At 37.9% G+C, this 15,141-nt stretch carries 8 protein-coding genes, 2 tRNA genes, 2 rRNA genes and 1 other annotated feature (1 of these 13 running past the window's edge); of the genes, 4 read left to right on the top strand and 8 right to left on the bottom strand.

What is annotated here, in order from left to right:
• From H4O20_RS01265 to H4O20_RS01245, 5 genes are all read right to left on the bottom strand, one after another.
• Positions 1 to 1,184 (bottom strand): 23S ribosomal RNA (locus tag H4O20_RS01265) (it extends 1,643 nt beyond the left edge of the window).
• Positions 1,185 to 1,388: 204 nt separating this feature from the next.
• Positions 1,389 to 1,465: transfer RNA gene (locus H4O20_RS01260), tRNA-Ala, on the bottom strand.
• 244 nt (positions 1,466 to 1,709) lie between these two features.
• Positions 1,710 to 1,783: transfer RNA gene (locus H4O20_RS01255), tRNA-Ile, on the bottom strand.
• A 166-nt stretch (positions 1,784 to 1,949) separates the two neighbouring features.
• A 16S ribosomal RNA gene (locus H4O20_RS01250) occupies positions 1,950 to 3,473 on the bottom strand.
• The 16S and 23S rRNA genes sit together here with 2 tRNA genes alongside, the layout of an rRNA operon.
• 1,747 nt (positions 3,474 to 5,220) lie before the next feature.
• Positions 5,221 to 6,176: a sequence feature (16S ribosomal RNA rRNA prediction is too short), on the bottom strand.
• A 787-nt stretch (positions 6,177 to 6,963) separates the two neighbouring features.
• Positions 6,964 to 7,665: a DUF4294 domain-containing protein gene (locus H4O20_RS01245; RefSeq protein WP_185098033.1), complete on the bottom strand. Its 702-nt coding sequence runs from the start codon at positions 7,663 to 7,665 to the stop codon at positions 6,964 to 6,966.
• Between the two features lie 126 nt (positions 7,666 to 7,791).
• Between H4O20_RS01245 and H4O20_RS01240 the strand changes: the two genes are divergently transcribed.
• Positions 7,792 to 8,877, top strand: a complete 1,086-nt coding sequence (locus tag H4O20_RS01240; protein ID WP_185098032.1) for a M42 family metallopeptidase — start codon at positions 7,792 to 7,794, stop codon at positions 8,875 to 8,877.
• A 100-nt stretch (positions 8,878 to 8,977) separates the two neighbouring features.
• Here H4O20_RS01240 and H4O20_RS01235 read toward each other — a convergent pair whose 3' ends face one another.
• Entirely contained in the window at positions 8,978 to 10,360 is a 1,383-nt protein-coding gene (locus tag H4O20_RS01235; protein ID WP_185098031.1) for a sodium:alanine symporter family protein, read from the bottom strand.
• A gap of 78 nt (positions 10,361 to 10,438) precedes the next feature.
• Here H4O20_RS01235 and H4O20_RS01230 point away from each other — a divergent pair, with 78 nt between their 5' ends.
• Positions 10,439 to 11,707, top strand: coding sequence for an acyloxyacyl hydrolase (locus tag H4O20_RS01230; RefSeq protein WP_185098030.1), 1,269 nt, complete (start codon positions 10,439 to 10,441; stop codon positions 11,705 to 11,707).
• 52 nt (positions 11,708 to 11,759) lie between these two features.
• On the opposite strand, the gene H4O20_RS01225 is transcribed toward H4O20_RS01230, so the two are convergent.
• A complete protein-coding gene (locus H4O20_RS01225) occupies positions 11,760 to 12,710 on the bottom strand; it encodes a phosphoribosylaminoimidazolesuccinocarboxamide synthase (protein WP_185098029.1) in 951 nt (316 codons plus the stop codon).
• A gap of 60 nt (positions 12,711 to 12,770) precedes the next feature.
• Positions 12,771 to 13,724, bottom strand: coding sequence for a PhoH family protein (locus tag H4O20_RS01220; RefSeq protein ID WP_185098028.1), 954 nt, complete (start codon positions 13,722 to 13,724; stop codon positions 12,771 to 12,773).
• 198 nt (positions 13,725 to 13,922) lie between these two features.
• Between H4O20_RS01220 and H4O20_RS01215 the strand changes: the two genes are divergently transcribed.
• Both H4O20_RS01215 and H4O20_RS01210 read left to right on the top strand, forming a co-directional pair.
• Positions 13,923 to 14,762, top strand: a complete 840-nt coding sequence (locus H4O20_RS01215) for an S-adenosyl-l-methionine hydroxide adenosyltransferase family protein (RefSeq protein WP_185098027.1) — start codon at positions 13,923 to 13,925, stop codon at positions 14,760 to 14,762.
• A gap of 82 nt (positions 14,763 to 14,844) precedes the next feature.
• On the top strand, positions 14,845 to 15,138 hold the full coding sequence (locus H4O20_RS01210; protein ID WP_185098026.1) for a putative quinol monooxygenase: 294 nt from the start codon (positions 14,845 to 14,847) through the stop codon (positions 15,136 to 15,138).
• The last annotated feature ends 3 nt before the right edge of the window (positions 15,139 to 15,141 follow it).

The raw sequence follows: 15,141 nt of genomic DNA, 5'->3' as shown, positions 1-15,141 counted from the left end.
TTCGGTAGTATGTTTATGCCCGATTATTATCCATGCCGGATCGCTCGACTAGTGAGCTGTTACGCACTCTTTAAATGAATGGCTGCTTCCAAGCCAACATCCTAGCTGTCTGTGCAATCCAACCGCGTTTTTTCAACTTAACATACATTTGGGGACCTTAGCTGATGGTCTGGGTTCTTTCCCTCTCGGACATGGACCTTAGCACCCATGCCCTCACTGCTGATTAACATTTTATAGCATTCGGAGTTTGTCAGGAATTGGTAGGCGGTGAAGCCCCCGCATCCAATCAGTAGCTCTACCTCTATAAAACTATAAATCAACGCTGCACCTAAATGCATTTCGGGGAGTACGAGCTATTTCCGAGTTTGATTGGCCTTTCACCCCTACCCTCAGGTCATCCCAAGACTTTTCAACGTCAACGGGTTCGGTCCTCCATTTAGTGTTACCTAAACTTCAACCTGCCCAAGGGTAGATCACACGGTTTCGCGTCTACTACTACCAACTAAAACGCCCTATTCAGACTCGCTTTCGCTGCGGCTCCAATTCTTAGAATTTTAACCTCGCTGGCAACAGTAACTCGTAGGCTCATTATGCAAAAGGCACGCCGTCACCAATAAATTGGCTCCGACCGCTTGTAAGCGTATGGTTTCAGGTTCTATTTCACTCCGTTATTCACGGTTCTTTTCACCTTTCCCTCACGGTACTAGTTCACTATCGGTCTCTCAGGAGTATTTAGCCTTGGCGGATGGTCCCGCCAGATTCATACAGGGTTTCACGTGCCCCGCACTACTCAGGATACCACTATCGGTAACTGTCCTTACTAATACCGGGCTATCACCGTCTATGGCCACGCTTTCCAACGTGTTCTTATTCGTAAAGCACCAAATGTCGTGGTCCTACAACCCCAATATTGCCGTAACAATATTGGTTTGGGCTAATCCGAGTTCGCTCGCCGCTACTATCGGAATCACTATTGTTTTCTCTTCCTCCGGGTACTTAGATGTTTCAGTTCCCCGGGTTTGCCTCCTTGCGGATACCATATCTTCAATATGGTGGGTTGCCCCATTCGGATACCTGCGGATCAACTTGTATGTGCCAATCCCCGCAGCTTTTCGCAGCTTATCACGTCCTTCATCGCCTCTGAGAGCCTAGGCATTCCCCATACGCTCTTATTTTGCTTATTGTACTTTTTTGCTCTTTAATGAGTTTATTCATTGCTTAATAAATGATCAATCAACCAAAGGTCAACAACCAAATACTAAGACTTTTATTACTTTTCTCGTATTCTTTAATTACAATATGTCAATGAACTGTCTGGAACTCCCCTTTACACCCCGCAAGCATTATGAAAATAGCTCTTTGGTACTAGTAAAAGTGGATTATATCCGTGGTGGAGAATATCGGAGTCGAACCGATGACCTCCTGCGTGCAAGGCAGGCGCTCTAGCCAGCTGAGCTAATCCCCCATTTTTTGAAATTCAGAATTATGAATTCAGAATTACGAATAATGAAGTAATCTCGCTTCAACTTCTAAAATTTCCTTTCAATATGTGTCTATGAACGTATATTTCCGAAGAAATACCTCTTTTTCAATAATCGATCTCGATTTGTGTTTCAGTTTCGATTTCAATCGTAGTCTCAGGCAGACTCCCTTCGATGCGTCGCTCTGGCGACTTACTCAGGATAAACTTCTCGCCTATCTTCGACTTGTAGTCTCAGGCAGACTCGAACTGCCGACCTCTACATTATCAGTGTAGCGCTCTAACCAGCTGAGCTATGAGACTGTTTTAGTCTTTAAGCTGGTAGTTGGCAGTTGGTAGTGGTACTACCCTCTAAAAACTACTTCACTACAGACTTTAATATTATAAAATTGACAGCTAAACCAAGCGAAACTCCTTCTTTTTATATAAAGAGTGTCTCTTTGTTGAATATTCGGTCGTCTTTCTCTAGAAAGGAGGTGTTCCAGCCGCACCTTCCGGTACGGCTACCTTGTTACGACTTAGCCCCAGTTACCAGCTTCACCCTAGGCCGCTCCTTGCGGTGACGGACTTCAGGTGCTTCCAGCTTCCATGGCTTGACGGGCGGTGTGTACAAGGCCCGGGAACGTATTCACCGGATCATGGCTGATATCCGATTACTAGCGATTCCAGCTTCACGGGGTCGAGTTGCAGACCCCGATCCGAACTGAGACAGGTTTTGTGGATTCGCTCCTACTTGCGTAGTGGCTGCCCATTGTACCTGCCATTGTAGCACGTGTGTGGCCCAGGACGTAAGGGCCGTGATGATTTGACGTCATCCCCACCTTCCTCACGGTTTGCACCGGCAGTCTTGTTAGAGTTCCCGACTTGACTCGCTGGCAACTAACAACAGGGGTTGCGCTCGTTATAGGACTTAACCTGACACCTCACGGCACGAGCTGACGACAACCATGCAGCACCTTGTAATCTGTCCGAAGAAAAGACTGTTTCCAATCCTGTCAGACTACATTTAAGCCCTGGTAAGGTTCCTCGCGTATCATCGAATTAAACCACATGCTCCACCGCTTGTGCGGGCCCCCGTCAATTCCTTTGAGTTTCATTCTTGCGAACGTACTCCCCAGGTGGGATACTTATCACTTTCGCTTGGCCACCCAGCTCACCAATGTGAGCCGGACAGCTAGTATCCATCGTTTACGGCGTGGACTACCAGGGTATCTAATCCTGTTCGCTCCCCACGCTTTCGTCCATCAGCGTCAATACGTTGTTAGTGACCTGCCTTCGCAATCGGTATTCTATGTGATATCTAAGCATTTCACCGCTACACCACATATTCTAGCCACTTCACAACGATTCAAGACAACCAGTATCAATGGCAATTCTACAGTTGAGCTGCAGACTTTCACCACTGACTTAATTGCCCGCCTACGGACCCTTTAAACCCAATGATTCCGGATAACGCTCGGACCCTCCGTATTACCGCGGCTGCTGGCACGGAGTTAGCCGGTCCTTATTCTTACGGTACCGTCAAGCCACTACACGTAGTGGTGTTTCTTCCCGTAAAAAAGCAGTTTACAACCCATAGGGCAGTCTTCCTGCACGCGGCATGGCTGGATCAGGCTCTCGCCCATTGTCCAATATTCCTCACTGCTGCCTCCCGTAGGAGTCTGGTCCGTGTCTCAGTACCAGTGTGGGGGATCCCCCTCTCAGGGCCCCTACCCATCGTAGCCTTGGTGTGCCGTTACCACACCAACAAGCTAATGGGACGCATGATCATCTTGTACCGATAAATCTTTAATTATAAAACAATGCCGTCTCATAATACTATGGGGCATTAATCCAAGTTTCCCTGGGCTATTCCCCTGTACAAGGCAGATTCCATACGCGTTACTCACCCGTGCGCCGGTCTCTATAATGCAAGCATTATATACCCCTCGACTTGCATGTGTTAGGCCTGCCGCTAGCGTTCATCCTGAGCCAGGATCAAACTCTTCATCGTATAATCTTCAATAATATTGCGACCATACTTCATAAAGAGCTCGACTCTCAAAAAAATCTCAGAAAATCTCACTTAGTTTAGTTTCTTTGTTGACTAATTTCCTTTCGAAAATTAATCTACGCTGTCAATTTCAATATCTCAATGAACTTACCTTTATCCGAAAATAAAGATTCAATTTTTGACGATGGATCGGAGTCGAACCGATACTTATTTAACCTCTCATCTTGTCTATGAACACGCTTATTCGTTAAGCGGGTGCAAATATACAACTCTTTTTTAAACCTACAACACTTTGCAGAAAATAAATTAAAAAAGATTTGAAAGAACTTTTACGCTTCACCCTAAAACTAAAAAAACGTTTTCCAAAGCGGGGTGCAAATATAAAACCATTTTTGATACCTGCAACACTTTTGAAAAAGTATTTTTATAAAATTTTAAAGAGCGATTTTTTAACCTTTGAAACAAGCAATTCTGTTTCGTTAAGCGGGTGCAAATATAATCCCGTTTTTTAACCCCACAACATTAAATTGAACTTTTTTTAATGCCAACTTAATAATAAATCATAACACACTGAAAACTCAGAACTTAAAATGAAAAATAAAATACGCGATAAAACGAGTTAACACTTCAACTTAGCAATTATACTATTATATGAACGTTACATAATCCAATTTCATTAGATTCCATCAACCTAATTAGAGCATAACAACACTAATAATTGAATTATTTAAACAGAATAAATCAGAGGGTTTCTATTCATATTTAGATTCCAAACAATTTAAAGCTTCCAGGTAAGCTAAGAAGATCTAGCAATCCGCGTCAAAAAATCTGATTTACGAAAAAAAAGCTCATCAACATTATTTATCATTTCAATAAACACAGTCTTCAAATTATCTATGACATCCTTTACATAGAATTGAATATAGCCATTTAATAAAGAGAAACAACCACCCAGTGTTCTTAACAATAATAGCTAAACCAAAAAAAATCATACTTATTTAGGAATAATTGAGAACCAAAATCAGGACAAAAGAAATTACTTTCATAAAAGTAAAAGGTTGTCGTTTATTTAGCCCCTTAATTTATTCATAAAAGCTCTTGCCTAACTATAAAACTAAAGCAAATTATACAACCTATGTAATTTCAAAAAATAGTTTGAGTCAAAATGTTCCTGGTAATGGAATGAAAATTATATGCTGGAAAACTAAAAAATCAATTTAGTTGACGAATAATACTTTTTAACTAGCACAAAACACAGATCTAGACAATTTAATGAGTAATGTATTATAGGTTTCCCGGTTAAAAGCTGTGGGCAACTGGATCCTTAGCTTGATGAGACTAAATTCCCACCTATGCGATGGTGACGGTAATTATATTTTTAGACTTATGCAAAAAAGCCTTAATCACCTCCAATACTAAAAGGTTTAAAAAAAAGGAAGTCGGCTTGAAGAGTTAAAAACCATTCTTGCAGGGTTACTTTGGTAACGCTGCAATCACCACCCACACTGTGAGCGAGTAGAAAGTTTTGAGTTTAGGGCAATAAAAGCTTTCATCAACTCCAGTTAACAATAAGGTTTCAAAAAAAGAAGTCGGCTTGAGGAGTTAAAAACGGTTCTTGCAGGGTTACTTTGGTAACGCTGCAATCACCACCCACACTGTGGGCGAGTAGAAAGTTTTGAGTTTAGGGCAAAAAAAAACCTTCATCAAGTAAATGATGAAGGTTTTAAAGGAAGGCGGCTTGAGGAGTAAAAACGGTTCTTGCAGGGTTACTTTGGTAACGCTGCAATCACCACCCACACTGTGAGCGAGTNGCGAACGTACTCCCCAGGTGGGATACTTATCACTTTCGCTTGGCCACCCAGCTCACCAATGTGAGCCGGACAGCTAGTATCCATCGTTTACGGCGTGGACTACCAGGGTATCTAATCCTGTTCGCTCCCCACGCTTTCGTCCATCAGCGTCAATACGTTGTTAGTGACCTGCCTTCGCAATCGGTATTCTATGTGATATCTAAGCATTTCACCGCTACACCACATATTCTAGCCACTTCACAACGATTCAAGACAACCAGTATCAATGGCAATTCTACAGTTGAGCTGCAGACTTTCACCACTGACTTAATTGCCCGCCTACGGACCCTTTAAACCCAATGATTCCGGATAACGCTCGGACCCTCCGTATTACCGCGGCTGCTGGCACGGAGTTAGCCGGTCCTTATTCTTACGGTACCGTCAAGCCACTACACGTAGTGGTGTTTCTTCCCGTAAAAAAGCAGTTTACAACCCATAGGGCAGTCTTCCTGCACGCGGCATGGCTGGATCAGGCTCTCGCCCATTGTCCAATATTCCTCACTGCTGCCTCCCGTAGGAGTCTGGTCCGTGTCTCAGTACCAGTGTGGGGGATCCCCCTCTCAGGGCCCCTACCCATCGTAGCCTTGGTGTGCCGTTACCACACCAACAAGCTAATGGGACGCATGATCATCTTGTACCGATAAATCTTTAATTATAAAACAATGCCGTCTCATAATACTATGGGGCATTAATCCAAGTTTCCCTGGGCTATTCCCCTGTACAAGGCAGATTCCATACGCGTTACTCACCCGTGCGCCGGTCTCTATAATGCAAGCATTATATACCCCTCGACTTGCATGTGTTAGGCCTGCCGCTAGCGTTCATCCTGAGCCAGGATCAAACTCTTCATCGTATAATCTTCAATAATATTGCGACCATACTTCATAAAGAGCTCGACTCTCAAAAAAATCTCAGAAAATCTCACTTAGTTTAGTTTCTTTGTTGACTAATTTCCTTTCGAAAATTAATCTACGCTGTCAATTTCAATATCTCAATGAACTTACCTTTATCCGAAAATAAAGATTCAATTTTTGACGATGGATCGGAGTCGAACCGATACTTATTTAACCTCTCATCTTGTCTATGAACACGCTTATTCGTTAAGCGGGTGCAAATATACAACTCTTTTTTAAACCTACAACACTTTGCAGAAAATAAATTAAAAAAGATTTGAAAGAACTTTTACGCTTCACCCTAAAACTAAAAAAACGTTTTCCAAAGCGGGGTGCAAATATAAAACCATTTTTGATACCTGCAACACTTTTGAAAAAGTATTTTTGTAAAATTTTAAAGAGCGATTTTTTAACCCTTGAAACAAGCAATTCTGTTTCGTTAAGCGGGTGCAAATATAACCCCGTTTTTTAACCCCACAACATTAATTTAAACTTTTTTTAATAACAGTTTAACAATAACATCTAAGTATTTGAAAAAGCAACACTTAGATTTAAAAATAAATTATCAGCATTTTACCTTGATGTATATTCCAGTTGCTTTGTAATGCAAAACCTACCACCAATTAAATAATTACTATTGCTTAAAACAACTATAAATTATCTCTAAAAGCACATTAACTAGCTTAGAAAAAAAGAGCGAATTACAAACTTACTATCATTGTAACTTCTATGCAATAAAAACCTAACTTATTTATTAACAGCACCTTTACTCCAGTGCGTACTTAATTCAGAGAAATCAATTGGGAAAGCTGGCTCCTGTCTTTCCAGGATATAGTCTCGGAAAGAGCGCTCTAATATATCTTCAATTAGGTAGTCCTCCTCTACTTCAAATGGGTTGTATTCCTCTTTTAAGGATATTTCAAAAAAACTAGCGGTGGTATTATACCAAAAGGCTCGCCATCCAGTTCGTAATTCTTTTACAAGATTAAAAGCAGTAGTTCCTGTTTGTCTATGGATGAGCTTTACTAGTATTTGCCCCTCTGAATGAGTGAGTTTTTTCAGTCTATCGGAAAACTCTCCTTCTATATATTTTTGAATTCTTTTAGTATATCGTTTCTTGTCTCTATTCTTTTCGATTGTCTTTAATCTTTCTGTCATAGTTGTTAATCGCTCAGCAGCTAGTTTAGCATAAGGGTACACTTTACGTGTTTTTCGTCGTAATATCAAATAACGCCTTCTATCTTCTTTAGAAGTAAATTGCATTTTCTTCAGCAGATACACCTCATCAAGATTAATCATTTCACGCGCAATTGTTTCTCCTTCTATGATATAGTACATAACCTGTACGGTATCTTTTTCTTTTTCGAGCTTAAGAGTATCAACTTGGGCAAAAGTAGATGTGAATCCAAAAAGGAATATACATATATATATAGGTATGCTAAACTTCATTTAAACTAGGTATTAAGGTAACAAGCTACTATTATCCAAAAACGTTCCAAAATTAAGCAAATTGCATGGTCAAGCTTAATAAGAAATTGCTAATTTTACCGAAGACCTATATATAAGACGAAAACTATGAAGAAATCAATATTGAACGACAATTCATTAAAATTTTTAAAAGAATACTTAAACAATGCCGCGCCTACTGGTTACGAATGGGACGGTCAAAAGTTATGGATGAATTATCTAAAACCTTATGTAGATGAGTTTTTTACTGATACCTACGGTACAGCAGTGGCTGTAATTAATCCAAAAGCAAAGTTTAAGGTGGTTATTGAAGGACATGCCGATGAGATTTCTTGGTATGTAAACTTCATTGACGATAACGGATTACTTTATGTGATTAGAAATGGTGGTAGTGATCACCAAATCGCACCTTCTAAAATGGTGAATATTCACACTAAAAATGGAATTGTAAAAGGAGTTTTTGGTTGGCCTGCTATTCACACGCGAAATAAAAGCAAGGAAGAAGCTCCAAAACCAGATAATATATTCATTGATGTAGGAGCTAAAGACAAAGATGAAGTTGAAAAAATGGGAATTCACGTTGGTTGTGTAATTACCTACCCAGATGAATTTCACATTTTAAACAATGACAAGTTTGTTTGTCGCGCATTAGACAATAGAATGGGTGGTTTTATGGTTGCAGAAGTTGCCAGATTAATACACGAAAACAAAAAAGAATTGCCATTCGGACTTTATATTACAAACTCAGTACAAGAAGAAATAGGTTTACGCGGGGCACAGATGATTGCTGAACGCATTAAACCAAATGTTGCGATTGTTACAGACGTTACTCACGACACCACTACTCCAATGATTGACAAAAAGAAACAAGGTTTTGCCGAAATTGGATCTGGTCCTGTTATCGCTTATGCTCCAGCAGTTCAGCAAAAACTACGTGACTTAATTGTTGAAACAGCAGAAGAAAACAAAATTCCATTCCAACGAGCTGCACTTTCCAGAGCAACAGGAACTGACACTGATGCGTTTGCTTACAGTAACGAAGGAGTTGCAAGTGCATTAATATCTCTTCCGCTTCGATATATGCATACCACTGTGGAAATGGTTCATAGAGATGATGTAGAGAATGTAATTAAGCTTATTTACGAATCACTTTTAAAAATTAAAGACGGAGAAACGTTTAGCTATTTTGACTAGGTAATTACATCCTCTTATTTTCCAACAAGAAGTTTATTTGTTGATACATAAAAAAACGACCTTCAATAACATTATCAATTGAAGGTCGTTTTATTCGATCTTATTTGTTTTTAGCATCTTTCAATTTCGAAAAGTAAATTTTAGCTTGCTTTATTACTTTTGGAGCTAGTATAATAGTAGCCGTCATTGTAGGGATAGCCATAAGTGCAAAAAAAGTATCGATTAAATTAATCATCATACTTAAAGAAGTCGTTGCCCCTAATAGAATACTGATTATATAAAAATAGTTGTAAATCCCCTTGTTTTTAGCGCCAAATATAAAACTCATACACTTGCTTCCATAATATGAGTATGAAAACAAAGAAGAAATACTAAACACTGCAATACAAGCTAAGAGTGCGTATTTACCGACGTAAGGAATACTTTCTCCAAAAGCGGAAGCTGTCAAACTTACTCCATTAGCATCGCTACTCTGCCACACCCCGGTTACCAAAATTGCTAGTGCAGTTAACGTACAGATTACTAAAGTGTCTATAGCTGGACCAAGCATAGCTACCAATCCCTCACGAATAGGCTCATTTGTTTTAGCTGCTCCGTGAGCCATCGGAGCCGTACCAATACCCGCTTCATTTGAAAATGCACCACGACGAATTCCTAACAGAATTATTCCACCTACTAAACCACCTAAAAATGTATCGCCTTTATAGAAATTTGCGGAAAAAGCATCAGTAAAAATTAGACTTAAATATTTTGGAACTACATCAATATTAACCCCTAATATTATCAGTACTAATATAAAGTAAAGCAAAACCATAGCAGGCACCATTTTTGAAGCAGTTTTGCTAATACGTGAAAGTCCGCCTAGAATTACCACTGCTGTTATTGCAGCCAACACTAAACCTATAAGTAAATCTGTTTTAAAACCGCTATAAAGACCAGCGGGCTTTAATAGGATATCGTTTATAGCTTGTGTTAATTGGTTTACATTAAAAACTGGTAATGCCCCAACTAATCCCGCTATACTAAATAACATTGCCATTGGCATCCATTTTTTTCCTAATCCTTCGATTATAAAATACATTGGCCCACCTTGAACCTTACCTTCTGAATCTTTTCCGCGGTAGAGAATTGCTAATGTTGCTGTGAAAAATTTAGTAGACATCCCAATTACAGCACTTACCCACATCCAGAATACAGCTCCAGGTCCACCAATTGCAATTGCAACTGCAACACCTGCAATATTCCCCATTCCCACTGTTGAAGATAAAGCCGTCATTAAAGCTTGGAAATGTGTGATTTCTCCCTCGTCATTTTCATCATCATATTTTCCACGAAGTACTGAAATTGCATGTCCTAGGTATCGAAATGGTAAAAATCGAATTCGAATTAAAAGATATATTCCACCTCCTATTAAAATGATTAAAAGTGGTAAACCCCAGGCTATAGAAGCCATGTCTGCAATAAAACTATCTAACTTTTCCAAATTGTATAATTATAATTTCAGCTAATTTATGATTAATATTTTTATAATTAAATCGGAAATTGTTACTTGCAATTGCAAATGAGCAGACAACTAACCTTTTTATTGCTAATAATATCTTCTTTAAGCTTTGCGCAAACTAAAGGTGATTGGAAAAAAAATGCGTTCATATTTACTCCTGAAATACTTTTCGGAAAAACAATGGAAGCTTACGATGGTTTCCCTGAAATAAATCTTCAGAAGCAACTTATTTTAAGTTTTGGTCGAGATCACGGTAACAATCCACAGCAATGGGCACAAAGGTTAAAAAGACCAAAAACTGGGTTGTCGGTTGGTATTACTGACTTTGGAAATGTTGACAGCTTAGGGATAGCAATCATTGGCATGCCTTTTATTGAGTTTAATGCTTTTCGAAGTAATCGATTTAAGGTTTTAACTGGATTAGGAGTTTCTTATTTCACTGAAAAATTTAATGAAGTTACTAGTCCTAATAATCGTGCGGTTAGTACAAATGTTACGTGGGCGTTTCGACTATATCTAAATTATCATTTTCTTTCTACTAAAAAAGTAGATTGGCGCGCAGGATTAGGATATTCACATCACTCCAATGGGCATACTCGATTGATGAATAACGGATTTAATTCATTCTTATTAAGTCTTTCTGCAGACATTAAAAATCCATTAAATAAATCGGAAGAAAATAAGGTTGAAAATATTCCTGAATATAAAAATTCGGTATATGAATACATTTCTATACGAAGTGGAATTGGTCAGAACGTTTTTGCCTTAGCCTTTAACGACAAAAAAAATGTTTACACTATAGCAGGTGAGTATGGAAAAGTGTATCACAATACATTTAAGGTGGGAATTGGATTTTACTATCGTTTTTACCAACATTATTACGACTATATAAAAGGAGAAGAATCCTTAGTACAGCCAGGAAGAGAATTTGATTATTTTAGAAGTAACCCTGTGTATTACGCCAGTAACTTTGGAGTAGTATTACACGGTGAAGTATTATTAAATCATTTTGGAATCGATTTACAGCTAGGTTACAATCTACACAAACCAGCATATAAAGCCGAATGGCGGATTAATGAAGGTTGGGATAAAACCCCTCGTGAAATACCTAAATCATGGGTTTTGGGTGAGCTAAATAGTAAATTCAAGAAAAAATACCGCGTTTCTTCTAGATTGGGATTAAAATATTATTTTTTAGGAATGGAAAAAACTCCAAAAAATAACTTCTTTATTGGCGCACACCTCAACTCAAATCTTGGGCAAGCCGATTTTACTGAAATGAGCTTAGGTTATATCCACAGGTTTACGTCACCAACAATTTCCAAATAAAAAAGCAACCAAAAAGAACGGTTGCTTTCGAAACATTTATAGTAGTTGTAATTTATTGCTTTAAATAATCCAATACATTTTTCTCAATACGATCTTGGATGTTCGACACATCTGCTTTTACAAACTTTTCACCAGTAATATTTTCGTAAAGCTCAATATATCTTTCAGAAACAGACTCGATATACTCATCACTCATCTCAGGTAATTTTTGACCTTCAAGCCCCTGAAAACCATTCTGAATTAGCCATTGACGCACAAATTCTTTTGAAAGTTGTTTTTGTGGCTCTTCATTTTTTTGACGTTCTTCATACCCTTCAGCATAAAAATAACGAGAAGAATCTGGAGTATGGATTTCGTCTATCAAAACAATTTTTCCATCTTTAGTTTTTCCGAATTCATATTTAGTATCTACTAATATCAATCCTCTTTTAGATGCAATTTCGCTACCACGTTTAAAAAGTTTACGTGTATAATCTTCTAATTGGATGTAATCTTCTTCTGAAACAATTCCCTTTTTAATGATATCTTCTCTTGAAATATCTTCATCGTGGTCTCCCATTTCAGCTTTAGTAGCAGGAGTAATTATAGGTTCTGGAAACTTATCGTTTTCCTTCATCCCTTCAGGCATCTCAACTCCGCAAAGTAATCTTTTTCCTGCTTTATACTCGCGAGCAGCGTGGCCACTCATATATCCTCTAATAACCATTTCAACCTTAAAAGGTTCGCAAGCTTCCCCAATAGCAACATTAGGATCTGGAGTTGCTATTAACCAATTAGGAACAAGGTCTTCAGTATCGCGCATCATCTTAGTAGCTATCTGATTTAAAATTTGACCTTTGTAAGGAATTCCTTTTGGCATAACCACATCAAAAGCACTAAGTCTGTCTGTTGCGACCATTAATAATAAGTTGTTCTCTAAAGTATAAACCTCTCGTACTTTTCCGTGGTAAACACTTTTCTGATTTGGAAAATTGAAGTTTGTTGAAGTTATTGTATTACTCATTGTTAGTAAGAATTCGGGATTTGTTATTTCGTTAATTCGAGAGTTAATGTGTTTTTTTTATTAATCTACGTTTTCAATTTTTTTGTACGCAGCAATTACTTCTTTTACTAGACGGTGTCTAATCACATCTTTATCATCCAAATAGATCATTCCAACGCCTTCGACATCTTTCAATACAAGTAATGCCTCTTTTAAACCGGAAGTTATACGTCGTGGAAGATCAATTTGTCCAGGGTCGCCAGTAATCATAAACTTGGCATTTTTACCCATACGTGTTAAAAACATTTTCATTTGGGCATGCGTAGAATTTTGTGCTTCATCGAGAATTACAAAAGCATTGTCTAAAGTTCTACCACGCATAAAGGCCAATGGTGCTATTTGTATAATTCCGTTTTCAATATGTGCCGTAAGCTTTTCCATAGGAATCATATCTCGAAGAGCATCGTATAACGGTTGCATATATGGGTCTAACTTTTCTTTTAAGTCACCTGGTAAAAAACCTAGGTTCTCCCCTGCTTCAACGGCTGGTCTTGTTAAGATAATACGCTTTACTTCTTTCTCCTTAAGAGCTTTTACAGCTAGTGCCACACCTGTATAGGTTTTCCCCGTTCCCGCAGGACCAACAGCAAAAACCATATCGTTTTTACTCATTAAAGAAACCAATTTACGTTGATTTGCAGTTTGCGCTTTAATAGGTTTTCCATTAACACCGTGAACAATAGTGCCGCCACTACCCTGGGGTGCTTCATATTCTTGTTTATTCTTACTTAAAAGAACACGCTCAATTACGTTTTCGTCAATTTTATTATACTTGACGTATTGTTCTAATAGCATTGCAATGCGGCGATCAAACTCTTCGAGCACCTCTTCATCACCGTAAGCTTTTATCTTATTGCCACGTGCTACAATTTTAAGTTTTGGAAAGTATTTTTTTAATAGACCAATATTAACATCTTCCTGGCCGAAGAAATCCTTTGGGCTAATTTCTGTAAGTTCTATAATGAGTTCGTTCAAAAGGCATTTTTTTAGTCGTTAGATTTATTATGTTAGAAGTTATTCTATTTTACATCAAACTGTAATAAATCATTAAAATTAAAGCCATTAAAATTGTTATGGCGCAATATATTTTTATTAATCAAAAATAGTTTTGGTACTAACAAAAGTAACTTATTTTTGTGGTTATTCTTTTAAGAAAATATCAACAATTCATTTATGGCTATAATTACACTAACAACAGACTTTGGACAGAAGGATCACTTTGTTGGTGCGGTAAAGGGAGCTATTTTTTCAGAAATTGAAAATGTAAATATTGTTGATATCTCCCATTACATTTCACCGTTCCACCTACACGAAGCTGCATACATCATTAAAAACGCTTACAAAAGCTTCCCAAAAGGGAGTATTCACGTAATTGGTGTTGATTCAGAATTAAATCCTGAAAATAAACATATAGCAGTTTATTTGGACGGACATTATTTTATTTGTGCAGACAATGGCATTATATCGATGCTAACATCGGAAGTGCGACCAGAAAAAATTGTTGAAATAAACATACACGATAGATTTACTAGTAATTTTCCTGTTTTGGATGTTTTCGTAAAAGTTGCTGGACATGTTGCGCGTGGTGGAACTCTTGAAGTTATTGGCAAACCTATTACTGAAACTAAAGAGTTAACAGGCATACGCCCAGTTACAAGCAACCAAAGCAGTCAGATAATTGGAAATGTAATTTATATCGACAATTATGGGAATGTAATTACAAATATAGACAGAAAGCTTTTTGAAGAAGTAGGAAGAGGAAGAGATTTTATAATTCAAGCCCGTACAGTAAAATTCGATAAAATACATAGAAATTATAGCGATGCTATAAATTTTGATGCCCCTCCTGAAAAACGAGAAGAAGATGGAAAAAGAATAGCGCTTTGGAATTCATCTAACTGTTTGGAGTTGGCTATTTATAAGAGTAATCTAACAACAGTTGGCGGTGCTTCAAGTTTATTCGGACTTGATTTTAGAGATACAATCACAGTGATTTTCACGCCAAAACTATGATATTATAAAATAGTATAGTGGTTGCTATATAAATATTAAAATTGCTTTTGAGCCAAGTCTGCTCATACTATAATTAAAGAATATGTTTACAAGAATCGTAAAATTAGAGTTAGAAAAAGAAAACGTAGCCCCATTCCTTGCAAATTTTGAAGAAGTAAAGGAAAAAATCAGGAATTTTCCTGGATGTACTTTTCTTGAACTTTACAACGATAAGAACGATGAAACAATCTTTTTTACTTACAGCCGTTGGAAAGATGAATCAGATTTAGAAAACTACCGCAAAAGTGAACTTTTTAAAGGGGTTTGGAGTGTAACAAAACCTATGTTTAGAAAACGAGCTGAAGCTTGGAGTGTAGATACTGTTGTAAGTTTGTAGTTT

The sequence above is a fragment of the Aequorivita sp. 609 genome (genome assembly GCF_014212065.1).
Lineage (GTDB): Bacteria > Bacteroidota > Bacteroidia > Flavobacteriales > Flavobacteriaceae > Aequorivita > Aequorivita sinensis.
Note: the sequence above shows the minus strand (reverse complement) of the source record. Positions and strands in the feature narration are given on the sequence as shown.